This window comes from Allostigmatella hybrida (assembly GCF_020103775.1).
GTDB lineage: Bacteria > Myxococcota > Myxococcia > Myxococcales > Myxococcaceae > Hyalangium > Hyalangium aurantiaca.
Genome location: NZ_JAHXBH010000012.1, coordinates 152,141 through 174,481 on the forward strand (window position 1 = coordinate 152,141; position 22,341 = coordinate 174,481).

Sequence of the window (22,341 nt, forward strand, 5' to 3'; positions counted from 1 at the left end):
GTGGGGCCCACCCTAGCGCACCTGACCTTGCCCGTGGACGATGTACTTCTGGCTCGTCAACTCTCGCAGCCCCATCGGTCCAAAGGCGTGCAGACGGCTGGTGGAGATGCCGATCTCCGCCCCCAGCCCCAGCTCCCCCCCGTCGTTGAAGCGGGTGGAGGCGTTCCAGAGGACGGCGCTGGCCTGCACCTCCCGGGTGAAGCGGGAGGCCGCCTGGGCGTCCCCGGTGACGATGGCCTCGGTGTGCTCGCTGCCGTAGCGCCCGATGTGGGCCAGCGCCGCGTCCAGGTCCTTCACCACCCGGACGGCCAGGATGAGATCCAGGAATTCCCGGCCGTAGTCGTCCTCCGCCGCGGGCTTCACGGGCACCCCGGCGCGGGAGAGCACCCCCACCGTCGTGGGACAGCCGCGCAGCTCCACCCCCTGGTCCGCCAGCGCCCGCCCCACCTCGGGCAGGAAGTGCTCGGCGATGGCGCGGTCCACCAGCAGGCACTCGGCGGCGTTGCACACCCCCGGCCGGCTCGCCTTGGCGTTGAGGGTGATGCGCGTGGCCATCTCCAGGTCCGCGTCCGCGTGGGCGTAGACGTGGCAGACGCCCTGGTAGTGCTTCACCACGGGGATGCGGGCGTTCTCCACCACGAAGCGGATGAGCCCCTCGCCGCCGCGAGGAATGCACAGGTCGATGAGCCCCTCCAGCTTGAGCAGCTCCAGCAGCGACTCCCGCTCCCCGGTGGGGACGAGCTGGAGGGCGTGCTCGGGCAGCCCGGCGTCCTTCAGGGCCTGGGTGAGGGCGTGGGCGATGGCCGCGTTGGTGCGCGCCGCCTCGCTGCCGCCCCGGAGCAGCGCCGCGTTGCCGCTCTTGAGGCACAGGGCGGCCGCGTCGCTCGTCACGTTGGGGCGCGCCTCGTAGATCATCAGCACCACCCCCAGCGGCAGGCGGACCTTGCGCACCTGGAGCCCGTTGGGGCGCTTCCAGGTCTCCGTCACCTCGCCCACGGGGTCCTTCAGGCCCGCCAGGGCTTCCACGGCGCGGGCCATGGCCGCCACGCGGGGGGCATCCAGGAGGAGCCGGTCCAGGAAGGCGGCGTTCTTGCCGGCCGCGCGCGCGGCGGCCACGTCCTCGGCGCTGGCGGCCAGGATGGCGGGGGCGGCGGCCCGCAGGTGGCGCGCCATGCCGCGCAGGGCCTCGTCCTTCTGCTGGGTGGGGGCGTTGGCGAGCACGCGGGAGGCGGCCCGGGCCCTCTCCGCCAGGGGACGCACGTCTTGCTTGGCAACCGTCATGCCTCTCCTCTATCACCCCTCCATGAGCGATGCCCGGTTGCAGCAGTTTCAGCAGATGGTGGCCGAGTTTCCCGACTCGCCCATGAGCCACTTCTCCCTCGGCAAGCTGTACCTGGAGCGCCGCGAGTACGCCGAGGCGGTGAAGAGCCTGGAGGCGGCCACCCGGTTGGATCCCACCTATGCGGCGGCCCTGGTGTCGCTGGGGGATGCCCACGCCGGGGCGGGGCAGGTGGCCCCGGCGCGCGAGGCGCTCCTGCGCGCCCGCCAGGTGGCGCTGGACCAGAAGCACCCCAGCCTCGCCGAGGAGATCGACGAGCGCCTCGCGGACCTGGGCTAGAAGCGCGGCGTTTTCAGCGCGGCCAGCCCTTGATGGGCAGGGCGCCCTGGGCCTCGCTGCGGATGAAGTCGGCGCGGTGCCGGATGTACACGTCCGGGTGGGAGGCGGCGGCCTTCAGCACCTCGCGCATCTGGCCCTGGAGGCCCGCGTCCAGGGTGGACCAAGCGATGCCGGCCAGGTTGGAGATGGCGCTGCGCCGCACGTCGAGGTCCGTCTCGCGCAGGAACGCGTCGAGCAGCCCGCGCGCCACCTCGCGGCCCGCCGCCGCGTCCGGCGGGGAGCACCAGTAGAGCGCGCGCATGGCGCCCGCCTTCTCGGCCTCGTCGCCCAGGCGCATGTAGCCCAGCAGCCGCTCGAAGACGGAGGCGTTGCCCACCGCGCGCACCGCCGCCTCCACGAAGTGGCGGTTGCGGTTCGCGTCCTGCTCGAAGAGGGCCGCGCACAAGAGTGGCTCGAGCAGCGCGGGGGGCAGGGACTCCGTCATGCGCACGAGCCGCACGACGAACCACTTCTTCTGCCCGTCATAGAGGGCGTGGCTCAGCCAACGCAGGTCCTCCGGCGAGGCCTGCAGGTAGTGCAGCGCCATGGCGGGCAGGCACGCGGCCTCCTCGCGCACCGGGGCGGGAATCTCCTGTCCGTGCCTGCGGCCCTGGGCGTCCGTGCAGGCCAGGTGGAAGCGGCTCAGGCGCAGGTAGGCCTCGCAGCGCGCGTCCCAGCCGCGGGTGTCCGGGTGCGTCTGGGCCACGGCCTCCAGCACGGCGCGCCGCAAGCCGGGGCGCTCGATGCCCAGCATCTCCAGGACGAGCTCCCCATGGCCCGGCGCGGCCGGGGCCACGCCCGGCGCCGTGGGCAGTCCCCTCCGGTCCAGCCGCAGCGCGAGCAGGAGGGCGCCGGAGGTCTGCAGCCCCAGCATGTCGCTCTCGTCCTGGGTGTGGAAGAACACCTCGGAGGCGGGGGCGGACAGGGCCGGGGCCTGGGCGGCGGGGGGCTCCGGGCTCACGGCGAGCTCCTCGAGCGGCCGTTCGATGCGGCCGGGGCCCAGCCCCAGCGCCGTGCACGCCATGCCCGCGGGGCCGGTGTCCCGCACCAGGGATTGCAAGAGGTCTCCCGTCGTCAGATACGGGCCGCGCGAGGCCCTGGCCGCGCGGACCAGGACTTCTCCCAGCTCGCGGCCGAATCCCTGCTCCTGCGCGTAGGCGGACCAGTCCGACGTCATCTTCGTCTCCTCGAAGCGGGAAGTGCGGTGCAACTCTCTACCGTGAGCAGAGGGCCCTGTTCTGCTCTGGAACGTAAGGCTCGGCCGCGCGATGCGGGAGCATGGACCGTGCGTTCTGCCGGGCAGGTGTTGGTTGAAGATAGGGTGCTCACAGCCGCCAGGTGAGGCCCAGTCCCGCCACCTGCCGGAAATAGGACAGCCCGTTCTGCGGCAGGCGCGTGCCATACAGCGCGTAGGACAGCTCCACGTCCAGGTGCCCGCTCACGGGCCGCGCGAGCTTGAACGAGAGGGAATTCTGCGCCTCGTCCTCTTCCACCAGGAGGATCTCGGGAGACAGGAAGATTCCGTCCGGATAGCTGTTCAGGCCGGCCGCTCCCTGGGCCAGGAGCGTGAGGCGCCACGGCAGCCGCACCCCCGCGCTGCCGCTCAACCGGTGCCGCAGCACGGTCTCCCCCCGGCTGTTGGAGCTGAGCTCCTGGTAGGTGTACGTCAAGCCCAGCGCCACGGGGCCCCGGTACGTGTAGCCCATACCCACCGTCAGGGAGGAGTCCTCCCGGCGGCCGGGGGCGGTGTCCTCCCGGCCCGGGTAGGGCGTGGCTTGCACGCGGTAGTCCCGCGCGCCGTACTCGCCGAAGGCCGTGAGCGTGTGGCGGCGGTTGAGGCGGTAGCGCCCCTGCACGCCCAGCTCGGGCCCGCCGAAGTTGGCCTGGGGCGCGGGGCGGTACACGAAGCGGTGGGCCCCGGCGCGCACCCGCAGCGCGAGCCGCACATCCGGGGCGTACTCGGCGAAGGCGTTGGCGCCCAGGTCCGAGTAGGCCCGGCTGCCGCCCCGCCGGTCCTTGACGCGGCCCTCCACGCCCAGCCCCCACCGGGCGCCCAGGGCCACGGAGCCTTCGGCGGCCGCGGCCTGCACCAGCAAGTCCTCCTCGCCCCGGTCCAGGAACTTGCGGCCGCCCAGCTCGTAGCGGCCCACCAGCTGCGCGCGCTCCCCGGTGAGGCTGCCTTCGCCCACCGCCAGCAGGCTCAGGACGGCGTCCGGCTGGGGGGAGGGGCTCTGCGCGTCGGAGAAGTCCCGGAGGGGATTGGAGTCCAGGGAGAGCCGGCCCGTGAGCCGCAGCGAGCCCCTCTTGTCGGCCGCATGGCCGCGGGAGGCGGCCAGGAGCAGGAGCAGGAGGGGAGCGAGCAGAAGGCGGGGCACGTGCGCGCACCATACCGTGTGCCTTGCCCTCGCGCGCGCCTCACCCGTGACGCGGCGGGGAGCGCTCGTTACAGTCGCCCCATGCGCCGCCGTGTGTTGCTGTCCTGGATGGGGGCCTGCCCCCTGCTCGCTGCCTGCGGCCCCTCCTCATTCAAGACGGAGCTGCGCGGGGAGACGGCCGTCCCGGCGGCCATGCCCGGCGCCCTCACGCCGCTCAACGCCTTTCCGGCCATTGGCAGCTTCGCGGCGCTCGACTTCGACGAGAACCAGGACTTCAAGAACCAGGATGTCTCCAAGGACGAGGTGGACTCCGTGCGGCTCCAGTCCCTGGAGGTGCGGCTGCTGAGCCCGGGCGGCGCGGACTTCGGCTTCCTGGACACGCTGGAGTTCTTCGCCAAGGCGGGAGACCTGGAGGTGCGCATCGCGCGCCGGCGGGGCATCGCCCAGCTGGGGCTGCAGGCCCCCTACCCGGTGCTGCGCATGGAGCTGGAGGATGAGGAACTGCAGCCCTTCATCGCCGCGCCCTCCATGAGCATTCTCGTGCGCGGCCGGGGCCGGCTGCCCGAGCAGGAGATCCGCCTCCAGGCGGTGGTGCTGCTGGGGGTGGAGGTGGGCTTCTTCTAAGGCCCGCCCCGCGGCTCACTCCAGCTCGCGCACCTTGCGCTCCAGGGCGCTCGCGCGGGAGTCCAGCTCACGGGCCAGCGACTCCAGCCGCTTCGCCTCGGCCTCCAGCGTGGCCAGGTCCTCGAAGTCTCCGGCGGCCAGCTCCTGCGCTCGCACCCCTTGCACCTGGGGCCGGTGGTCACGCGCATGCGCCGCAACGGGGGACGAGGCGGGGGGCGCCGCCGGCACCGGAATCCCGCCCACCTCGGGCAGGGGCGGGTCCCCGCGCCCCGGGGAGGTGTCCACCGGAGTGTCCGCGGGGGGAGGCGCGGTGGGAGGCGCGGTAGGGCCCGGCGCCCCCGCCACCCCTTCGGGGTTCCCCTCCCGCTCGTCGAGCTGGGGGGAGAGGCCCGTGGCGCCCAGGCGCAGCCGCATGTTCCGGTCCTGCTCGTCGAACATGCGCTCCTCGCCGAGGAAGTCGCTCATCCGGCGCTCCAGCTCGCGCTCCTCGCGGACCTCGGTGATGCGGGACTTCAGGGCCGTGAGCCGCTGGCGCACCTTGTCGCCCGAGTCCCGCAGCGCGTCGGCCTGCTCCAGCAGGTCCGTGGGGTCATCGCTCGCCTCCGCGCGGCCCAGGGCCGGCACCCGCGAGGCGGGCAGCGCCGCGCGGACCGCTTCCCGCTCGGCCCGCAGCGTGCGCATCCGGACCAGGAGGGTGGCGCGCTGGTTCCTGTCCCCGGTGGCATCCCACGCGGCGCGCGCCTGCTCCAGCGCCTCGGACAGCGCCGCATGCAGCGCCAGGTGGGCCCGCTCCGACTCGCCCTCCGCGCCGGCCACCGCCTGCGCCAGCCCCGTCAGCTCGCCGCTCAGCTCCTGCGAGCGCCGCAGCGCCTGCTCCAGCTCGGGCCCCGCGGTGAGCCGCCCCTGCCGCTCCGCCTTGAGCGTCTCGATGCGCCCGCCCAGCCCGTTCAGCTCCTGCCGCAGGGCCTGCTGCCGCTCGCGCAGGGTGCGAACCGCCGTGCGCGCCTGCTGCGCCGTGCCGCGGCTGGCCTCCAGCCCCGTGGCGCCCCACGCGGGCGCCCCCAGCAGCAGGCACAGCAGCAGGCTTGGCAGGCGGAGCGTCATTAATTGGCTCCACCTAGCAAGGAGGGTGCCACGGGAAACCCCGTCCAGCGCCTTCCGTTGAGGGCAGAAGCCCAGCCGTTCCGGGGGCTTCGGGGCCCGGCCGGGGTGCCGGTGAGAGGGGGCACATGGTGGAAAGTCATGGTGCGGGCCGCGGGACGATGGATTTTCGAGGGATCAGCCGTCCTCGGGCCGCTCCCCCTTGGAGATGAAGCCGTATTTCTCCAGCTTGTAATACAGGGCGGAGGTCTTGATGCCCAGGAGCCGGGCCGTCTCCGTCTTCACCCTGCCCGCTTTTTCATAGGCGCGGGCGATGAGTTGGCGCTCCAGGTCCTCAAGGATGTCCGGCAGGGGACGGTCGCCCTGGAGCACGGGCAGCCCGGTGGCGTCCGTGCGCGACTGGGGGCTGCCCAGATAGGCGGGCAGGTCCGCCTCGGTGAGCTGCTCGCCCTCGGCGAAGACGAGCGCCTGTTCCACCGCGTTCTCCAGCTCGCGCACGTTGCCGGGCCAGGCATGGCGGGTGAGCGCCCGCAGGGCGCCGTCGTCCAGGCCCGTCACGCGCCGGTTTACCCGGAGCGCATGCTTGGCCACGAAGTGCCGGGCCAGCGTGCCGATGTCCTCGGGGCGCTCGCGCAGCGGGGGCAGGAGCAGCGGGACGATGTGCAGCCGGTAGTAGAGGTCCTCCCGGAAGCGGCCCGCCTTCACCTCGGCCTGGAGGTCCCGGTGGGTGGCGCTCACCACGCGCACGTCCACCTTGAGCGTCTCCTCGCCGCCCACGCGCTGAATCTCTTTCTCCTGCAGCACGCGCAGGAGCTTCGTCTGCACGGATGCGGGAATCTCCCCGATTTCGTCCAGGAAGAGGGTGCCCCCGTCGGCCAGCTCGAAGCGGCCCAGCTTGCGCTTCACGGCGCCGGTGAAGGCGCCGCGCTCGTGGCCGAACAGCTCGCTCTCCAGCAGCGTCTCGGCCAGGGCCGCGCAGTGCACCACCACGAAGGGGCCGTCCTTGCGCGGGGAGAACTGGTGGAGCATGCGCGCCACCAGCTCCTTGCCCGTGCCGCTCTCGCCGCGCACCAGCACCGTGGCGTCGCTGGCGGCGGCCTTGCGCACCTGCGTGAGCAGCCGCTGCACCGGCTCGCTGTCGCCCACCAGGTTCCCGTGGGTGAGGGCCGCGTCCGCCTCGTGCGCCGCGGTGCGCGCCGTCAGCCGCTCCACCTGCCGGCGCGTGCTGGCCAGCTCCAGCCCCTTGTCCACCTTGGCGCGCAGCACCTCAGGGGCGAACGGCTTGGTGATGAAGTCGTAGGCGCCCTCCTGCATGGCCCGCACCGCTGTCTCGATGGTGCCGAAGGCCGTCACCACCATCACCACCACCGCGGGGTTCAGCGCCTTGAGCGCCTGCGTCACGGCGATGCCGTCCATCCCGTCCATCTTCAGGTCCGTGACGACCAGATCGAAGGGCGTCTTCTTGTAGGCGGCCAGGCCGTCCGTGCCGGAGCGCACGGCGGAGACGGTGTGGCCAGAGCGCGTGAGGGTGAGGGTCATCCCCTCGCGCAGGGTGTCGTGGTCATCGATGATGAGGACGTGGGCCATGGGGCAGGGGGCCTTCTCTTCCACTGAACAGCGGGCGCGCCACTAGAGCACACCCGCATTGGCTACCGGACATGCAGGAGCCGTACCGGGGTGAGACCAGAAGGCACTGGCCAGGAAGGCGCCTGTGCGCTTTATCCCTGCCCCCTATGTCCGACACTGCCGCTTCCCTGGAAGAGCTGCTCGCGCGCCATGTCCCCGCGGACGCCAAGGAGCGCGAGGACCTCGAGCGCATGCGCGCACTGGCCTCCACGCTGGCCCAACCCTTCTCCCGGGCCCAGGCCCCGGCGCACTTCACGGCCAGCGCCGTGGTGGTGGACCCCACCGGGACGCGGGTGGTGCTGGTGCACCACGGAAAGCTGAAGCGCTGGCTCCAGCCCGGCGGGCACGCGGAGGTGGGGGACGGGCAGAAGCTGGAGGCCACCGCGCTGCGCGAGGCCCGTGAGGAGACGGGGTGCCAGGTGCGGCTGCACCCCTCGGCACCCCGGCCCCTGGATGTGGACGTGCACGGCATTCCGGCGCGGCAGGAAGAGCCCGGGCACCTGCACCTGGACGTGCGCTACCTGGTGGTGAGCGAGAACCCGGAGGCGCTCGCGCACGACCCTGCCGAGTCCCTGGGCGCGCGCTGGATGGGGTGGGACGAGGCCCTGGCGCTGGCGGACGAGGCGCCCCTGCGGCGCATGCTGGAGAAGGCTCGCACCGTGGTGGGGGCTGACTGAAGCCCGGGGCGCCCCCAACCTGGAGTTCGATATCTTTTCATGAGACTTCACTAATAGTCAAAATTTCTCGTGTGGTTTAAAACACACATGGCCGCTTGACGCCTTATTCCAGCGTGAATAAAACATTTGCCATCGCTCGGCTGCCTACCGAAAGGTCGGACAGCAGCCGTCGCCTCTCGCGATGTTGACCAGGAGTGAATATGTCGCCCGTCGTTCAGAACACCGATCTCTTGACGAAGACTGCGCCCCCGCCGGTGGTGGCCCGTCCAGCCAACGAGGTGGTGGCCCGGCGCTACAGTCCTCCTGCCCTCAAGCCCACCCCACACCCGCAGTGGATGGAGGGGATGCTGGCGACCCTGCAGCCCGAGTGGGAGGCCGCCTGCTGGCCGAGCATCTTCCGAGACACGGCCGCCGGGAAGCACCCGCCGCTCGTTCACTGGCAGCGTGTGCTGTCGAACTTCTTCTTCATCGTCGAGAGCTTCCCCAAGTACATGGGGCTGTCGCTGGCGAAGACGACCTACGGGCAGCGCCCCGGCGATGCGAGCTCCCGGCGCTGGCTGCTGCAGAACCTGGGCGTCGAGGCGCGTCACGCCGAGTGGTACCTGGACTGGATGGTGGCCATCGGCGTGAACCCCGATGAGGTGTTCGCCCGCAAGCCCCTGCCGGAAATCCTGGCCCTGCACGAGCACCTGCTGGAGATGTGCACCCGGGGCACCCTGGCCGAGGGCGTGGCCGCCTCGAACTGGGCCATCGAGGGCGTGACGGGGGTGTGGACGGAGAAGTGCGAGAAGCCGTTCCGGGAGTATGCCCGGGACGGGGTCCGCATCGACGGCGTGTCGATGATGTGGCTCAAGGCGCACGCCCGGTACGACGACGCGCACCCCGAGGAGGCCCTGGAGATCATCAAGTCCGCGGTGGAGCCGGGCAGCCCGGAGTGCGAGCGCGTGGTGGCGGCGGCGCGCAAGTCGCTGACGCTGTACACGGCGGCCATCGAGGCTTGCTGCGCGATGTGAAGGGGTGTGAGAGGGTCCACCCCGGTGTCCCCCGCAGTGGCTCTTGCCGCCTGACGGTGTAGTGTTGGGGCGGATGCAAGCCGTGCGCATGCACTCGCGTGCGCACCCCAGGGGGACTGGGTGGTCATGGATACCTCTGACGCGAAGTTCGTAGGCTCTCTTTCCCGGCGCGGCCTGGGCATCTTCATGAGCCGGGTGCTGCCTGCGGCACCCATCGCGGCCTACCTCAACGGCATGACCGTGGGGGTGGCCGGCGAGGACGGGCTGCTGGCCGTGGCGGCCGTGCTGCCCTGCATCATCCTGGGCCTGGGCATCGCCTACCCCTACCTGGTGCTGCGCTTCCTGATGCGCTCGGCCCTGCTGCCGCGCCAGGACGACCGGCCCGGGGAGCGGCTGGCGCGGATCCTCCGCCTGCCCTGGCGGGGCGCGTTCTACTCCTCGGTGTTCGCCTGGACGATGGGCGGCTTCTTCTTCGCCCTTCCGGTGTGCCTCTACTTCGACAAGCCCCTGAACCGGGTGGTGATTGGCACCATCGTCGGGGTGTGCTGCGGCGTGGTGCTGATGTTCCCCATCGGCCTGGGGCTGGAGAAGCTCCTGTTCCCCGTGGCCCTGCAGGAGCGCAAGGCCCACCCCAACGCCCTGGTGGTGGGCGGCGGGGTGTTCTGGCCGCGGCAGTCCTGGTTCCTGCCCTTCACGTTCGTGGCCTCGCTGCTGGCCACGGTGATGCTGGGCAGCAGCGTGGTGGCCGTCAAGCTGATGAACTTCCGCGACGCGCTGCGCGCGGAGATTGCCCTGGATGGCGGGGGCCAGTCCGCGGCGAAGCTCCAGGCGCTGGGCAGCACGCTGTTCACGGAGCTGGTCTTCGCGCTGCCGTGGGTGTGCGGCCTGGTGCTCATCCTGCCGGGCATCACCGCGTGGCTGCTGGCGCGGCGGCAGGCCGAAGGGGCCGCGGCGGTGCGCGTGGCCATCGAAGGGCTGGCCGCGGGGCGCATCACCGCGCCGGAGTGGGTGTCCACGGACGAGATTGGCGAGCTGTCCGCCCAGCTCAACAACCTGCTGTCCCGGCTGCGGCAGATCCCCGAGACGCTGCACTCGTCGGCCACGCGGCTCGTGGCGGCCGGCAAGGATTTGACGGACGCCAACTCCGAGCAGGAGCAGAGCCTCAACCAGCAGGCGGCGGCCATCCAGGAGACGCAAGTCACCTCGCAGGAAATCAAGCAGACCTCGCAGATGACGGCCGAGCGGGCCGAGGCGATGCTCCGGGTGGCCAAGCGCGCCGAGGAGCTGGGCCACGAGGGCGAGGCCGCCATCGAGCAGAGCATGGTGGGGCTGTCGGCCTTCCAGCAGTTCGTGGAGGCCATGCAGGAGAAGCTCAACCGCCTGGCCGAGAGTGCCTCGCAGATTGGCGACATCACCGAGGCGGTGAAGGACATGGCGGACCAGTCCAACCTGCTGGCCGTGAATGCCGCCATCGAGGCGGCGCGCGCCGGCGAGGAGGGCAAGGGCTTCGCGGTGCTCGCCCGCGAGGTGCGCGCGCTGGCGGACCAGTCCGTCAAGAGCACCACGCGCATCCGCAACATCCTCAATGAAGTCATCGAGGCCATCGAGGGCGCGGCGTCCATGGCGGCCCAGGGCTCGCGGGACATCGCCGACGGGCTGGACCAGATGCGCGCCTCCAGCAACAGCCTCCGGGAGCTGTCGCGCCTGTCCCAGGAGAACTCGGCGGCGATGCGGCAGATCGTCGCGGCGGTGAGCCAGCAGAACGCGGGCATCTCCCAGATCTTCGGGGCCATCGCGGACCTGTCGCAGATCATGGACTCCACGCTCAAGCGCCTGGAGTCCACGCAGCAGGCCACCGGCACGCTCCACGCGGTCTCGACCGAGGTGAGCGAGATGGCGCGCCGCTTCACCGTGAACTGAGCCGGGCAGGCAGGCGTCCAGGCAGCCGAGGGCCGCATGGCCGGGCAGAGGGCGCACGGCCTGCGCCCGGTGGCCCGGAGGGGCCCCACACGGGCCCTGCCAGACTGTTGAGGCGTGCACATGGTGGGGAGGACGCATGGGTGCCCCCATGCAGGAGTCCCTGCCCATGGCTTCGCCTTCCACGACGGTGGTCCTGTCCCGGCACGCGCTGGACGCGGTGCTGTTTGATCTCGATGGGGTGGTGACGCGCACCGCGCGGGTGCATGCCGCCGCGTGGAAGCGGCTCTTCGACGCGTACCTGAAGGAGCACGCGCGGCGCACGGAGCGCACCTTCCAGCCCTTCACGGACGAGGACTACCAGCGCTTCGTGGATGGCCGGCCCCGGCTGGAGGGCATCCGCTGCTTCCTGGAGAGCCGGGACCTGGTGCTGCCCGAGGGGACGCCCGGAGACGGCCCGGAGGTGGACACGGTCCACGGCTTCGGGGCGCGCAAGAACGCCTATTTCCACGAGGCCCTGGAGCGCCAGGGCGTGGAGGTCTACCCGCCCGCGGTGCGCCTGCTGGAGCAGGTCCGGGCGGCGGGGTTCCGCACGGCGGTGGTGACCTCCAGCCGCAACGGCGAGGCCGTGCTGAAGGCCGCGGGGCTGGAGCACCTGTTCGACGCGCGGGTGGATGGGGTGGAGGCCGGGAGGCTGGAGCTGCCCGGCAAGCCCGCCCCGGACACGTTCCTGGAGGGGGCCCGGCGGCTGGGCGTGGCGCCCGGGCGCGCCGCGGTGCTGGAGGATGCCCGCGCCGGGGTACAGGCGGGGAAGCGGGGCGGCTTCGGCTGCGTCATCGGCGTGCGCCGGTCCGGAAGTGAGGGGGCCCTGGTGAAGGCGGGAGCGGATGTGGAAGTGACGGAACTGTCGTCCGTGGGAGTGGAGGCGGATGTGGAAACGCGGCCCATGCAGGAGGTTCCCCTGGCGCTGGAGCGGCGCGAGGAGTGGATGCGGCGGATGACGGGCCGGGTGGCCGTCTTCCTGGACTACGACGGGACGTTGACGCCCATCATCCCGGTGCCGGAAGAGGCCCACCTCGGAGAGGCGATGCGCGGCACGCTGGAGCGGCTGGCCCAGCGGCTTCCGGTGGCCGTGGTGAGCGGGCGGGATTTGCCCACGCTCAAGGGCTTCGTGCAGCTCCAGGGCCTGTACTTCGCCGGCAGCCACGGCTTCGACATCGAGGGGCCCGGGGGGCGCACCTTCCAGCAGGAGGAGGGCAAGGCCCTGCTGCCCGAGCTGGACGCGGCGGAGCAGGAGCTGAAGGCGCAGCTCGCGGGCATTCCGGGCGCGGGGGTGGAGCGCAAGCGCTTCAGCGTGGCGGTGCACTGGCGGCACGTGGAGGCAGCGCGGGTGTCCGAGGTGGAGCAAGCGGTGGCGGGGGTCCACGCGCGGCACCCGAAGCTGAGCCGGTCCGGCGGGAAGAAGGTGTTCGAGCTGCGGCCCGGCATCGACTGGCACAAGGGGCGGGCCGTGGAGTGGCTGCTGCACGCGCTGGGGCTGGAGGGCCAGGACGTGCTGCCGGTGTTCATCGGCGATGACCTCACGGACGAGGATGCGTTCCAGACGCTGAAGGGGCGGGGCCTGGGGCTGGTGGTGCGGGGGGACGAGGAGCGGCCCACGGCGGCGGACTACGCGCTGAGGGACGTGGAGGAGGTGCGAAGCTTCCTGGAGCTGCTCCTGGCGCACGCGGGAGGCACCGCGCGATGAGGCCCGAGCATTGGCTGTTCGCCTACGAGGGCTTCGAGCCCGGGCAGGAGAAGCTGCGCGAGGCGCTGTGCACGCTGGGCAATGGGTACTTCGCCACGCGCGGGGCCGCGCCGGAGGCCAGGGCGGACGAGCTCCACTACCCCGGGACGTACCTGGCGGGCGGGTACAACCGGCTGAAGACGGAGCTGGCCGGGCGGGTCATCGAGAACGAGGACCTGGTCAATCAACCCAACTGGCTGCCGCTCACGTTCCGGATGGACGGCGGAGACTGGTTCAACGTGAGCACCGTGAAGGTGCGGGCGTACCGGCAGGTGCTGGACATGGCCCGGGGGCTGCTGCTGCGCACGGTGAGCTTCGAGGACGCCCAGGGCCGGCGCACGCGGCTCGAACAGCGGCGCTTCGTGCACATGCGCCACAAGCACCTGGCGGGCCAGGAGCTCGTGCTGGTGCCCGAGAACTGGAGCGGGCGGGTGCAGGTGCGCTCCGCGCTGGATGGGCAGGTCATCAATGGCGGGGTGGCGCGCTATCAGCAGCTCAACCACCGGCACCTCCGGTTGGTGATGGCGAAGGAGGTGGACGCGGAGACGCTGCTGCTCGAGGTGGAGACGGTGCAGTCCCGCCTGGGGGTGGCGGAGGCGGCGCGCACCCGGCTGTACCTCGACGGGCACCGCGCGGAGACAGAGGGCCGGTTCGTTCAGGACGAGGGGTACCTGGCGCATGAGTTCACCGTGGAGGTGAAGGCGCACCAGCGGCTCGCGGTGGAGAAGGTGGTGGCGCTGTACACGTCCAAGGACCCGGCCGTGTCCGAGGCCGCGATGGAGGCGCGCCACGAAGTGCAGCGCGCGCCCGGACGCTTCGAGGAGATGGTGGCCACGCACGTCCAGGCGTGGGGGCACCTGTGGAACCGGAGTGACTTGGATCTGGAGCTGGCGAAGCCGAACGGCACCCACCGGGCGCTGCGGCTGCACATCTTCCACCTGCTGCAGACGGTGTCGCCGCACACGCTGGACCAGGACGCGGGGGTGCCCGCGCGGGGCTGGCACGGGGAGGCCTACCGGGGGCACATCTTCTGGGATGAGCTGTTCATCTTCCCCTTCCTCAACCTGCGGCTGCCGGCGCTGACGCGCGCGCTCTTGCGCTACCGCTACCGGCGGCTGGGACGGGCGCGCGAGGCGGCGCACGAGGCGGGCTTCCGGGGGGCGATGTTTCCCTGGCAGAGCGGCAGCGACGGCAGCGAGGAGAGCCCCCGGTTGCATCTCAATCCGCGCTCGGGGCGCTGGCTGCCGGACGAGACGTGGTTGCAGCGGCACATCAACGCCGCCGTGGCGTACAACGTCTGGCAGTACTACCAGGCCACGGCGGACTCCGAGTTCCTGTACTTCCACGGGGCGGAGCTGTTGCTGGAGCTGGCGCGCTTCTGGGCGAGCGTGGCCGAGTGGAACCCCCGGCTGCGGCGCTACGAAATCAAGAAGGTGATGGGGCCGGACGAGTACCACACGGGGTATCCGGAGCAGCCCGAGCCCGGGCTCAACAACAATTCCTATACCAACCTCATGGCGGTCTGGGTGCTGTGCAAGGGGTTGGAGGTGCTGCGGCTGCTGCCGGACGAGCGGCGCGAGGAGCTGCAGGAAGTCCTGCGGCTGGAGCCCTCGGAGCTGGCCCACTGGGAGGACGTGAGCCGGAAGATGCGGCTGGTGTTCCACGAGGACGGGGTGCTCAGCCAGTTCGAGGGCTACGAGCAGCTCCAGGAGTTCGACTGGGAGGGCTACCGCGCCCGCTACAAGGACATCCAGCGGCTGGACCGCATCCTGGAGGCGGAAGGGGACTCCCCCAACCGCTACAAGCTGTCGAAGCAGGCCGACGTGTTGATGCTGTTCTATCTCTTGTCTGCGGAGGAGCTGCAGGATCTCTTCGAGCGGCTCGGGTACCCGTTCGACCAGGAGATGATTCCGAGGACGGTCGACTACTACCTGCAGCGCACCTCGCATGGCTCGACGCTGAGCGGGGTGGTGCACGCGTGGGTGCTGGCGCGCAGTGACCGGCCGCGCTCGTGGCAGCTCTTCACCGAGGCGCTGCAGAGCGACATCTCGGATGTGCAGGGCGGGACGACCCAGGAGGGGATTCACCTGGGGGCCATGGCCGGCACGGTGGACCTCATGCAGCGGGCCTACACGGGCATCGAGGTGCGCGGGGACATGCTGCACTTCAACCCCCACCTGCCGGAGGGCCTGCGGCGGCTGAAGTTCTCGCTGCGCTACCGCAAGCACCTGATGGACGTGGAAATCACCCCCAGGGCGCTGGTGCTCACCAGCCGGTGGCGGTTCCAGACGCCCCTGAAGGTGGCCGTGAGGGGCGCGTGCCACCTGCTCCAGCCCTCCGAGACCCGCCGGTTCCCCCTCGCACAGGAGCCCTCCACGGAGGCGCGCGAGGGCGAAGGGGCAAGCCCGTAGGGCGGGAGCCGCGCTTCAGGACTTCTTGGCGGCCTCCTCCATCTTCTTGCGGAGGCTCAGGGGGCGCATGTCCGTCCACACCTCCTTGATATACGCGAGGCACTCGTCCTTGGGGCCCGACTTGCCCGCGTCCTTCCAGCCCAGCGCATTCTCGCGGTCCGCCGGCCAGATGGAGTACTGCTCCTCGTGATTGACCACCACTTTGTAGATGGTGGTGTCTTCCCGTTCGTCGCTCATGGGGGCATTGCACCTTAGGACGTGGTCCGGATTCAACCCGTCTGTTGCTTGGGCGCGCCATTCCACTTCAGCAGCAGCAGCCCCACGGGCAGGGGAAGCCAGAGCGTGAAGCCTCGCAGGAGCAGCACCCCCGCGAGCGCGGCCTCCACCGGAACGTGGAAGAGGCTCAGCATGCCCACGGCGGCGGGCTCGAAGGTGCCCACGCCGCCGGGGAGGATGGACACCGTCTCGGCCACGGAGGCGATGAGGTAGCTGACCATGGCGCTGTCGAGCGGAATGGACTGGCCAATCGCCCGGAGGGTGGCGGCGAGCGTGCCGGCATCGAGCAGGAAGACCCCCAGGGTGCACAGGGTGGCCTCCGCGAGCAGGCGGGGGTTGCGCAAGAGCCCCGGGGGCACCTCGGCGAGGGCCCGCAGCAGCGCCTCCAGCCCGGGCACGCGCCGCGTCCAAGGGCCCACGGGCCGCTTCCGGGGGCGCGTCAGCAGCAGGAGCGCCACGGGGACGATGGCGAGCACGGCGGCGAAGGCGATGACGAGCCAGCGCACCAGCTCCGTCACCTGGTTTCGGGACCAGAGAAACAGAATGCTGAGGCCCAGCGCGAGCGCCTGGGCCGCGTAGAGGCTCAACGTGGCGACGAGCACGGAGGCCGCCGCGGCCCCGGCGGAGGCGCCGCGCTTGCGCAGCCCCCGGGCCACCACCAGCGAGCCGCCAATGCCGCCGCTCGGCACGAGCTGGTCAAACGCCAGCTTCATCAGCGCCAGCCGCGCCAGGGCGAACACCGGCGGGTGGAGGCCCGTGCGCATCAGCACGCGCTTCCAGAGGAAGGCCGTGATGACGTACGTGCTCACCTGGAGCCCCAGCGCCACCAGCAGCCACGCGGGCCGCGCCTGGAGAAAGAGCTGTCCGAGCTGGCGCTCCTCCGAGGGGCGCTGGAGCACGAAGAGGAGGAAGGCCGCCAGCAGCAGCACGCCGGGCACCCAGCGCCACCGCTTCCGGCCCGTGAGGGGGGGCGGCGCTGGCAGCTCCTCCTTCGGGGTCACCTCCAGGGCGGCGCCAGTCCTCACCCGTTGCTCCTCCTGCCTCGTGGCGTGTTCCGCGAGGGAATCTGGCCTCGCGGGGCCCGCCGTGCACCGAGGGGCCGGGCGCCGGGGGGGAAGGGCGGTTGGCTGGCTGCATGGCGGCCAATCATGACGGGCATGACGCGGCGGGTCGTATGCCCATGGGCCGCCCGACCGGTCGGTGGGTCCAGGTCAAAGCACTTTCACTGGCGGCTTGCTGCAAACTGTGAGATATGGGGGGAGAACCGCGTCTGTGAAGGGCGTGGTCCGCGGCCCAATTCATGCGGCCGGCAAGAAAGAAGAAGAGTAATGGCAACTGGTACCGTGAAGTGGTTCAACGACGCGAAGGGCTTTGGGTTCATCACGCAGGACGGCGGCGGCGAGGATCTCTTCTGCCACCACACTGCGATTCAGACCCAGGGCTTCCGCAGCCTGCAGGAGGGCCAGAAGGTGGAGTTCGACGTGGCCCGCGGCCCCAAGGGCCTTCAGGCGCAGAACGTCCGCCCGATCTAAGGCGCGCTCGTTCGACTCAATTCAAAGCTCGGTCCCTCTGGGGGCCGGGCTTTTTTCATTTTCGCGCCCCGCGAGCATGCGGGCAGGCGCGCGGGGACACTGGAGCGCGCGCGGGGGAACTCCCACCTTTCAGGGGTCAGGCCGTTTGCCCCATGGAGGTGCCATGTTCCGTCCTCACCAGGCGCTCGTTCCTCTGTTGGTGCTGGTCCTCTCCGCCTGCGCGGGCATTGAAACCCGCTCGGATTACGATCCGGGCTCCGTGGAGCGGCTGAACGGCTACCGCACGTATGCGTGGGAGCCCGTGCCGCCAACGCAAAGCTCGCCCATCTACAATCCCATCGTCGAGGCCCGCGTCCGGGCCGCGGTGGACAAACAACTCCAGGCACAGGGCTACCAGGAGGTGTCTCAGAACCCAGACTTCCGGATTGGATGGCATGGCGCCATTGACCAGAAGTTGGATGTGCAGACGGTGGACCACTACTACGGCTATGCCTGGGACCCCTGGTACTCGCCGTTCTACCTGACGCCCTCGGTGCCGGAGACGCGCATCCGCGAGTACCAGGAGGGGACGCTCATCCTCGACTTCATCGATGCGGCCAGCAAGAAGCTGGTGTGGCGCGGCACGGCACAGGCCGAGCTGAAGCAGTCGGCCTCCGTCCACAAGCGCCAGGAACGGCTCGAAGAGGCCGTCCGCGACATCCTCAAGGACTTCCCACCCAAGCCGAAGCAGTAGCCCCGTCGCCCGCGGGCGTGAGCGCCAGCGGCAGGGCGTGGGGGCCTCGCACCGTGAGCGCCTTGTTCCAGCTCAGGTCCGCGGGGAGCGCGGCAAAGCCCTCGAAGCGGGCGAGCAGCGCCTCCAGCCCCACGCGGGCCTGGAGGTTCGCCAGCGAGGCCACGGGACAGGTGGGGTGGCCCCAGTCGACGGGGGGCGTGGGCTGTTCGCGGTGGAGGATGAAGCGGTCCGGCTCGGCGTAGTGGCGCTCGTCCCGGCCTGCGGAGGCCGTCAGGGCCAGCACCACGGCGCCTTCGGGCACCGTCACCCCGGACAGCGTCACCGGCTCCAGCGCGGTGCGCAGGATGCCGTGGGTGGGCGGGTCATAGCGCAGCAGTTCCTCGATGAAGGCGGGCAGCAGGCTCCGGTCCGCGCGCAGCTGTGCCAACAATTCCGGCTGCCCGGTCAGCAGGAGCAAGGCATTGGCCAGCAGCGGCACGGTGGTCTCCAGCCCGGTGACGAGCAGGAACGTCCACAGCTCCACCCCCTCCCGGAGGCTCATCGTCCCCGCCTGGAGCTCGGCGCGGAGCAGGCCGCGGAGCCCCTCGGCGGGCGGGGCCGTGCGCTCCTGCTCGAGATGCTGCTCGAGGAGCTGCGTCAGGTGCGTCACGGTGTTGCGGATGCGAAGGGCATCGTCCGAAGGCACCTTGGGAAGGACGCAGGCGAAGTCATCCGACCCGTTCTTGAGCTGCCGGCAGTCCGCCGCGTTCAATCCCAACAGCTCTCCGAGCACGAGCGCGGGCAGGGGCAGGGCGAAGGAGGCGATGAAGTCCGTGTGCTTCTGGGGAACCAGCTCGTCCGCGAGGGCATTCGCGAACTGCCGGATGCGAGGCTCCAGGTGTTGGAGGGCGCTGGGGCCCAGGGCCTGCTTCAGCCACGCCTGATGCGGGTGGGCCGCGGCGCCCTCTAGCATGACCGTGGCGTGGGCCAGCGGGTTGTAGCCCAGCCAGGCAGGCTCCCAGACCGTCCGGAGGCCCTCGGGAGAGAAGCGTTGGGGCGTGTTGAGGACGAAGGCCACGTCCTCGTACCGGGAGAGGGCCCAGAGCCCCACCGGTTCGACCTGAGTGACCGGGCGGTTCCGGCGCAGCTCGGCATACCCAGGATAGGGATTGGCCCGGAACTCATCCGAGAGAAGGTTGATCCGTCGCGTCATCACTGCATCCCTGCGGGGAAGAGCCCCTGCCGCCGGGAGGGCGGGCGGAGGGGGCGGATTCAATGCGCAAACACGCTTCGTGTGGGGTCAAACTTCTGAAGGGGGCCGGGACTGTTCAGCACCGGATGAAGCCGTGGGGGGGCGCCCCAGGGGCAGCGTCACGGTGAACACCGTGTGGCCCGGCGAGGAGGTGAGGGACAGCTCCCCGCCGTGGGCCCGGATGATCTTCCGGGCCAGGGGCAAGCCCAGCCCGGTGCCCTTCTCCCGGGTGGTGAAGAAGGGCTCGAAGATGCGCTCCTGTTCGGGCGCGGGCACCCCGGGGCCGCTGTCCTGGACGTGGATGGCATAGCGCTCGCCCTCGGACCTGCCGGTGAGCTGGACCTGGCTCCCCGGGGGCGCGGCCTGCACGGCGTTCTTCACCAGGTTCACCAGCGCGGCCGTGAGCAGGCTGCCGTCCGCCTCCAGGCGGACCGGGGCCGCGTCCACCTTCAGCCGGATGCCCTTGGCCTCGGCCTCCACGGCCAGCAGCTCGCAGGCATCCGACAGGAGGGCGGGGGCCTCCACGGGGGCGCGCGCCAGGGGCTGCTCCCGGGCAAAGGCCAGGAAGTCCTCGACGATGCGCTGGAGGTAGGCCACCTCGCGCTGGATGCGCGTCACATGGCCGCCGGCCTCGGCGAGGCTGCCGGCCCGTACGTCCTCGGCGAGCAGGCCCGAGAACAGCTCGATGCCGCCGATGGGGTTGCGCACCTCGTGCGCCACGCCCGCGAGCATGAGCTTGAGCTGCCGGTCCCGGCTCTCCAGCGCCTGGCGCATCACCTCCAGCTCGCGCGCCAGCACGCCAATCTCCCGCGTGGGCTCGGGGGGCACGGGCGTCGCCAGGTCTCCCCGGCCAATGCGCAGCGCCGAGTCCATGAGCCGGCGCAGCGGGCGCGCCAGCCCCCGCGCGGTGAGCACCGCCACCACCGCCAGCACCGCCAGGGCCGCCCCGCTGGCCACCGTGAAGGCCCGTGACAGCCCGGCCAGCAGGACGAAGAAGGCCGCGCTGCCCTCCACCCCCACCACGCCCACCACCTGCCCGGCCTGCCACACCGGGGCGTAGCCCGTCTTGTAGGGCCGCCCATCCGAGCCGGTGAAGAGCACCTGGCTGGCGGTGCGCTCGCCGGCGAGCACCCGCGCCAGCTCCCGCCGGTCCCGCGCCAGCTCGGGTACCTCGGTGCCCACGGGCAGGCCGCCCCCGGCATCCCCCCGCACACGCCCCTGCGTGTCCACGGCGTACACGCGGCGCACCCCGCTGGCCTGCTGCACCTCACCCAAAAGCCGCGTGAGGTTGCGCCAGGTGCGCGTGCCCTGCACGTCGTCGCCGGGCTCGATGGTGAGCATCCGCTCGCCGCTCACCTGGCTGGCGGTGGCGGCGGCGATGGCCGAGAGGCTCTGCCCCAGCTCTTCCTCGAGGATGGCCCGCGCCAGGGCATACCCGCCCCCGCCCATGAGGGCGAAGAAGCCCAGCGCGGGCACCAGGAAGGCCAGCAGCAGCCTCGCGGTGAGCGAGGCCAGGGGCCCGGAGGGCAGGGGGGCGGTGCCGCTCATGGCGCGGGGCTCATGGGGACTTCCGGGCGTCCTGCTCGAAGAGGCTCTCCAGCTCCTTGCGGGCCTGGACCGCCAGCTCGGTCAGCTTCTTCTCGTCCCGGTGGTACGGGGCGGTGGCCGCGAGCAGTTTCTCGTCGTTCTCGCGGAACCGCTCCAGCGCCGAGCGGCTCTCCGAGTAGGTGAGCCCCAGCGCCTCCAGGATGCCTCCGCCCATCTCCAGGCTGGAGGCCCACGTCTCACGCATGATGTTTTTGATGCCCAGGTTCATCAGTTGGTAGGCGTGCTGCCGGTTGCGCGCGCGCGCGAAGACCGTCAGGTGGGGGAAGTGCTGGAGCACCGTCTCGGCGGTGCGCACGGAGGCCTGGATGTCGTCGATTGCGAGCACGAACACCTTGGCCTTGTCGGCCTTCGCGGCCCTGAGCAAGTCCAACCGGGACGCATCTCCATAGTGGACGACGTTGTTTCCGAAGCGCTTGAGGAACTCGATGTTCTCGGAGCTGATGTCCAGCGCGGTGAAGCCGATGCGCTTGGCCCGCAGGAGGCGGCCCACCACCTGCCCCACCCGCCCGAAGCCCGCGATGAGCACGGGGTGGTCCTCCTGGGGGGAGACGTCGAAGGCGCGAGGGGCCTGGTGCCGCAGGCGGGGCCGCAGCCAGCGCGTGTAGGCCGCGAAGAGCACGGGGGTGACGGCCATGGACAGGCTTACCGTCACCACCATCAGGTCCGCCAGGGACTGCTCCATCACCTGGAGCCCCACCGCCAGGCTGAACAGCACGAAGGCGAACTCGCCGCCCTGGGAGATGATGAGCGCCAGGCTCCAGGCGGACTCGGAGCTGCCCAGGCGCCAGCGGCCCAGGCCCCAGAGCACCAGCGCCTTGAGGGCCACCAGGCCCACCACCCACAGGAGGACCTTCAGGGGGGCGGCGGCGATGAGGCCGAGGTTCACCGACATGCCCACGGCGATGAAGAACAGCCCCAGCAGCAGCCCCTTGAAGGGCTCGATGTCGGCCTCCAGCTCGTGGCGGAACTCCGAGTCCGCCAGCAGCACCCCGGCGAGGAAGGCGCCCAGCGCCATGGACAGCCCCACCGCGTTGACCAGCACCGCGGTGCCGATGACGAGCAGCAGGGCGGAGGCGGTGAACAGCTCCTGGCTGTGGACCGCCGCCACGCGCTGGAAGAGGGGGCGCACCAGGTAGCGCCCCGCGCCGATGACCACCGCCAGCACGCCCAGCCCCTTGAGCGCGGCCATCCACCCCGGCTCCGAGGAGGGCGCCTCCCCGCTGCCCAGCAGGGGCAGCAGGGCGAGCAGCGGGATGACGGCGAGATCCTGGAACAGGAGGATGCCGAAGGAGGCCTGCCCATGGGGGGTGGGCAGCTCGTTCTTCTCGGACAGGAGCTGGAGCGCGAACGCGGTGGAGGACAGGGACAGCCCCAGCCCCACGACGGCGGCGGTGGCGGGCCTCATCCCGGTGGCGATGCCCACCCCGGCGAGCAGCGCCCCCGTGAGGGCCACCTGGGCCCCGCCGAGCCCGAACACCGTGCGTCGCAGCGCCCAGAGCCGGGCGGGCTCCAGCTCCAGGCCAATGAGGAACAGCAGGAGCACCACGCCGAACTCGGAGAAGTGAAGGATGCTCTGCACATCCGGCACGGCCCCGATGCCCCAGGGGCCAATGACGACCCCCGCCGCCAGGTAGCCCAGGACGGAGCCCAGCCCGAGCTTCTTGAAGAGCGTGACCGCGACGACGGCGGCCGCCAGGAAGACCAGGGCCTGCTGCAGGAGGGACATGGCCCCCCTCATGGCACAGGCCCCCGCTCCACGACAATTCCCGCACCG

General features: G+C 71.2%; 19 protein-coding genes. 9 read left to right on the plus strand and 10 right to left on the minus strand.

All coding sequences use genetic code 11. The annotated features are described in order from the left end of the window. Window positions 1-12: 12 nt before the first annotated feature. The gene (locus KY661_RS20280) at window positions 13-1,281 is read right to left on the minus strand and encodes a glutamate-5-semialdehyde dehydrogenase (RefSeq protein WP_225411774.1); all 1,269 of its coding nucleotides are present in this window, start codon (window positions 1,279-1,281) and stop codon (window positions 13-15) included. Here KY661_RS20280 and KY661_RS20285 point away from each other — a divergent pair. Next, window positions 1,280-1,618 carry a tetratricopeptide repeat protein gene (locus KY661_RS20285; protein WP_075007909.1) on the plus strand — a complete coding sequence of 113 codons (339 nt, stop codon included), beginning with the start codon at window positions 1,280-1,282 and terminating at the stop codon, window positions 1,616-1,618. The two genes, KY661_RS20280 and KY661_RS20285, sit on opposite strands and share 2 nt — an antisense overlap. 13 nt (window positions 1,619-1,631) lie before the next feature. On the opposite strand, the gene KY661_RS20290 is transcribed toward KY661_RS20285, so the two are convergent. Both KY661_RS20290 and KY661_RS20295 read right to left on the minus strand, forming a co-directional pair. Then, window positions 1,632-2,867 carry a hypothetical protein gene (locus KY661_RS20290; RefSeq protein ID WP_225411775.1) on the minus strand — a complete coding sequence of 412 codons (1,236 nt, stop codon included), beginning with the start codon at window positions 2,865-2,867 and terminating at the stop codon, window positions 1,632-1,634. A 115-nt stretch (window positions 2,868-2,982) separates the two neighbouring features. Beyond that, window positions 2,983-4,032: a hypothetical protein gene (locus KY661_RS20295; RefSeq protein WP_225411776.1), complete on the minus strand. Its 1,050-nt coding sequence runs from the start codon at window positions 4,030-4,032 to the stop codon at window positions 2,983-2,985. 81 nt (window positions 4,033-4,113) lie between these two features. Between KY661_RS20295 and KY661_RS20300 the strand changes: the two genes are divergently transcribed. Further along, a complete protein-coding gene (locus KY661_RS20300) occupies window positions 4,114-4,656 on the plus strand; it encodes a hypothetical protein (protein ID WP_225411777.1) in 543 nt (180 codons plus the stop codon). 15 nt (window positions 4,657-4,671) lie between these two features. Here the strand turns inward: KY661_RS20300 and KY661_RS20305 are convergent, their stop codons facing one another. Together KY661_RS20305 and KY661_RS20310 are read right to left on the minus strand one after the other, a co-directional pair. Beyond that, window positions 4,672-5,760, minus strand: a complete 1,089-nt coding sequence (locus tag KY661_RS20305; RefSeq protein WP_225411778.1) for a coiled-coil domain-containing protein — start codon at window positions 5,758-5,760, stop codon at window positions 4,672-4,674. Window positions 5,761-5,934: 174 nt separating this feature from the next. After that, the gene (locus KY661_RS20310; protein ID WP_225411779.1) at window positions 5,935-7,344 is read right to left on the minus strand and encodes a sigma-54-dependent transcriptional regulator; all 1,410 of its coding nucleotides are present in this window, start codon (window positions 7,342-7,344) and stop codon (window positions 5,935-5,937) included. Between the two features lie 146 nt (window positions 7,345-7,490). On the opposite strand from KY661_RS20310, the gene KY661_RS20315 reads away from it, so the two are divergent. The 5 genes from KY661_RS20315 (at window position 7,491) to KY661_RS20335 (ending at window position 15,187) form a co-directional block, all read left to right on the plus strand. Beyond that, window positions 7,491-8,060 carry an NUDIX hydrolase gene (locus KY661_RS20315; RefSeq protein WP_225411780.1) on the plus strand — a complete coding sequence of 190 codons (570 nt, stop codon included), beginning with the start codon at window positions 7,491-7,493 and terminating at the stop codon, window positions 8,058-8,060. Between the two features lie 200 nt (window positions 8,061-8,260). Next, entirely contained in the window at window positions 8,261-9,073 is an 813-nt protein-coding gene (locus KY661_RS20320; protein WP_225411781.1) for a TenA family transcriptional regulator, read from the plus strand. Window positions 9,074-9,199: 126 nt separating this feature from the next. Then, window positions 9,200-10,993 (plus strand): methyl-accepting chemotaxis protein, encoded by a 1,794-nt coding sequence (locus KY661_RS20325; protein ID WP_225411782.1) that lies wholly within the window; start codon window positions 9,200-9,202, stop codon window positions 10,991-10,993. Between the two features lie 166 nt (window positions 10,994-11,159). Then, window positions 11,160-12,737 (plus strand): trehalose-phosphatase, encoded by a 1,578-nt coding sequence (gene otsB / locus KY661_RS20330; protein ID WP_225411783.1) that lies wholly within the window; start codon window positions 11,160-11,162, stop codon window positions 12,735-12,737. Next, window positions 12,734-15,187 carry a glycoside hydrolase family 65 protein gene (locus tag KY661_RS20335; protein WP_225411784.1) on the plus strand — a complete coding sequence of 818 codons (2,454 nt, stop codon included), beginning with the start codon at window positions 12,734-12,736 and terminating at the stop codon, window positions 15,185-15,187. Before otsB ends, KY661_RS20335 begins: the two co-directional genes overlap by 4 nt. A 15-nt stretch (window positions 15,188-15,202) precedes the next feature. On the opposite strand, the gene KY661_RS20340 is transcribed toward KY661_RS20335, so the two are convergent. Both KY661_RS20340 and KY661_RS20345 read right to left on the minus strand, forming a co-directional pair. After that, a complete protein-coding gene (locus KY661_RS20340) occupies window positions 15,203-15,424 on the minus strand; it encodes an MbtH family protein (RefSeq protein WP_075007919.1) in 222 nt (73 codons plus the stop codon). Window positions 15,425-15,456: 32 nt separating this feature from the next. Beyond that, window positions 15,457-16,488, minus strand: a complete 1,032-nt coding sequence (locus KY661_RS20345) for a lysylphosphatidylglycerol synthase transmembrane domain-containing protein (RefSeq protein ID WP_225411785.1) — start codon at window positions 16,486-16,488, stop codon at window positions 15,457-15,459. A gap of 303 nt (window positions 16,489-16,791) precedes the next feature. On the opposite strand from KY661_RS20345, the gene KY661_RS20350 reads away from it, so the two are divergent. Together KY661_RS20350 and KY661_RS20355 are read left to right on the plus strand one after the other, a co-directional pair. Then, complete coding sequence (locus tag KY661_RS20350; protein ID WP_075007921.1) at window positions 16,792-16,995, plus strand: cold-shock protein; 204 nt, start codon at window positions 16,792-16,794, stop codon at window positions 16,993-16,995. A gap of 163 nt (window positions 16,996-17,158) precedes the next feature. Continuing rightward, window positions 17,159-17,728, plus strand: coding sequence for a DUF4136 domain-containing protein (locus KY661_RS20355; RefSeq protein ID WP_225411786.1), 570 nt, complete (start codon window positions 17,159-17,161; stop codon window positions 17,726-17,728). Here the strand turns inward: KY661_RS20355 and KY661_RS20360 are convergent. From KY661_RS20360 to KY661_RS20370, 3 genes are all read right to left on the minus strand, one after another. After that, window positions 17,697-18,920: a cytochrome P450 gene (locus KY661_RS20360; RefSeq protein ID WP_225411787.1), complete on the minus strand. Its 1,224-nt coding sequence runs from the start codon at window positions 18,918-18,920 to the stop codon at window positions 17,697-17,699. The two genes, KY661_RS20355 and KY661_RS20360, sit on opposite strands and share 32 nt — an antisense overlap. 87 nt (window positions 18,921-19,007) lie before the next feature. After that, window positions 19,008-20,507, minus strand: a complete 1,500-nt coding sequence (locus tag KY661_RS20365) for a sensor histidine kinase (RefSeq protein ID WP_225411788.1) — start codon at window positions 20,505-20,507, stop codon at window positions 19,008-19,010. 10 nt (window positions 20,508-20,517) lie between these two features. Then, on the minus strand, window positions 20,518-22,293 hold the full coding sequence (locus tag KY661_RS20370) for a monovalent cation:proton antiporter-2 (CPA2) family protein (RefSeq protein ID WP_225411789.1): 1,776 nt from the start codon (window positions 22,291-22,293) through the stop codon (window positions 20,518-20,520). Window positions 22,294-22,341: the final 48 nt, after the last annotated feature.

What these genes read in the sequence shown, in the direction of transcription:
- KY661_RS20370 (WP_225411789.1), bottom strand. Translation starts at nt 22,293, where the DNA reads ATGTCCCTCCTGCAGCAGGCCCTGGTCTTCCTGGCGGCCGCCGTCGTC.
- KY661_RS20335 (WP_225411784.1), top strand. Translation starts at nt 12,734, where the DNA reads ATGAGGCCCGAGCATTGGCTGTTCGCCTACGAGGGCTTCGAGCCCGGG.
- KY661_RS20365 (WP_225411788.1), bottom strand. Translation starts at nt 20,507, where the DNA reads ATGAGCGGCACCGCCCCCCTGCCCTCCGGGCCCCTGGCCTCGCTCACC.
- KY661_RS20350 (WP_075007921.1), top strand. Translation starts at nt 16,792, where the DNA reads ATGGCAACTGGTACCGTGAAGTGGTTCAACGACGCGAAGGGCTTTGGG.
- KY661_RS20315 (WP_225411780.1), top strand. Translation starts at nt 7,491, where the DNA reads ATGTCCGACACTGCCGCTTCCCTGGAAGAGCTGCTCGCGCGCCATGTC.
- KY661_RS20280 (WP_225411774.1), bottom strand. Translation starts at nt 1,281, where the DNA reads ATGACGGTTGCCAAGCAAGACGTGCGTCCCCTGGCGGAGAGGGCCCGG.
- KY661_RS20340 (WP_075007919.1), bottom strand. Translation starts at nt 15,424, where the DNA reads ATGAGCGACGAACGGGAAGACACCACCATCTACAAAGTGGTGGTCAAT.
- KY661_RS20320 (WP_225411781.1), top strand. Translation starts at nt 8,261, where the DNA reads ATGTCGCCCGTCGTTCAGAACACCGATCTCTTGACGAAGACTGCGCCC.
- otsB (WP_225411783.1), top strand. Translation starts at nt 11,160, where the DNA reads ATGGCTTCGCCTTCCACGACGGTGGTCCTGTCCCGGCACGCGCTGGAC.
- KY661_RS20360 (WP_225411787.1), bottom strand. Translation starts at nt 18,920, where the DNA reads ATGACGCGACGGATCAACCTTCTCTCGGATGAGTTCCGGGCCAATCCC.
- KY661_RS20300 (WP_225411777.1), top strand. Translation starts at nt 4,114, where the DNA reads ATGCGCCGCCGTGTGTTGCTGTCCTGGATGGGGGCCTGCCCCCTGCTC.
- KY661_RS20305 (WP_225411778.1), bottom strand. Translation starts at nt 5,760, where the DNA reads ATGACGCTCCGCCTGCCAAGCCTGCTGCTGTGCCTGCTGCTGGGGGCG.
- KY661_RS20310 (WP_225411779.1), bottom strand. Translation starts at nt 7,344, where the DNA reads ATGGCCCACGTCCTCATCATCGATGACCACGACACCCTGCGCGAGGGG.
- KY661_RS20355 (WP_225411786.1), top strand. Translation starts at nt 17,159, where the DNA reads ATGTTCCGTCCTCACCAGGCGCTCGTTCCTCTGTTGGTGCTGGTCCTC.
- KY661_RS20285 (WP_075007909.1), top strand. Translation starts at nt 1,280, where the DNA reads ATGCCTCTCCTCTATCACCCCTCCATGAGCGATGCCCGGTTGCAGCAG.
- KY661_RS20325 (WP_225411782.1), top strand. Translation starts at nt 9,200, where the DNA reads ATGGATACCTCTGACGCGAAGTTCGTAGGCTCTCTTTCCCGGCGCGGC.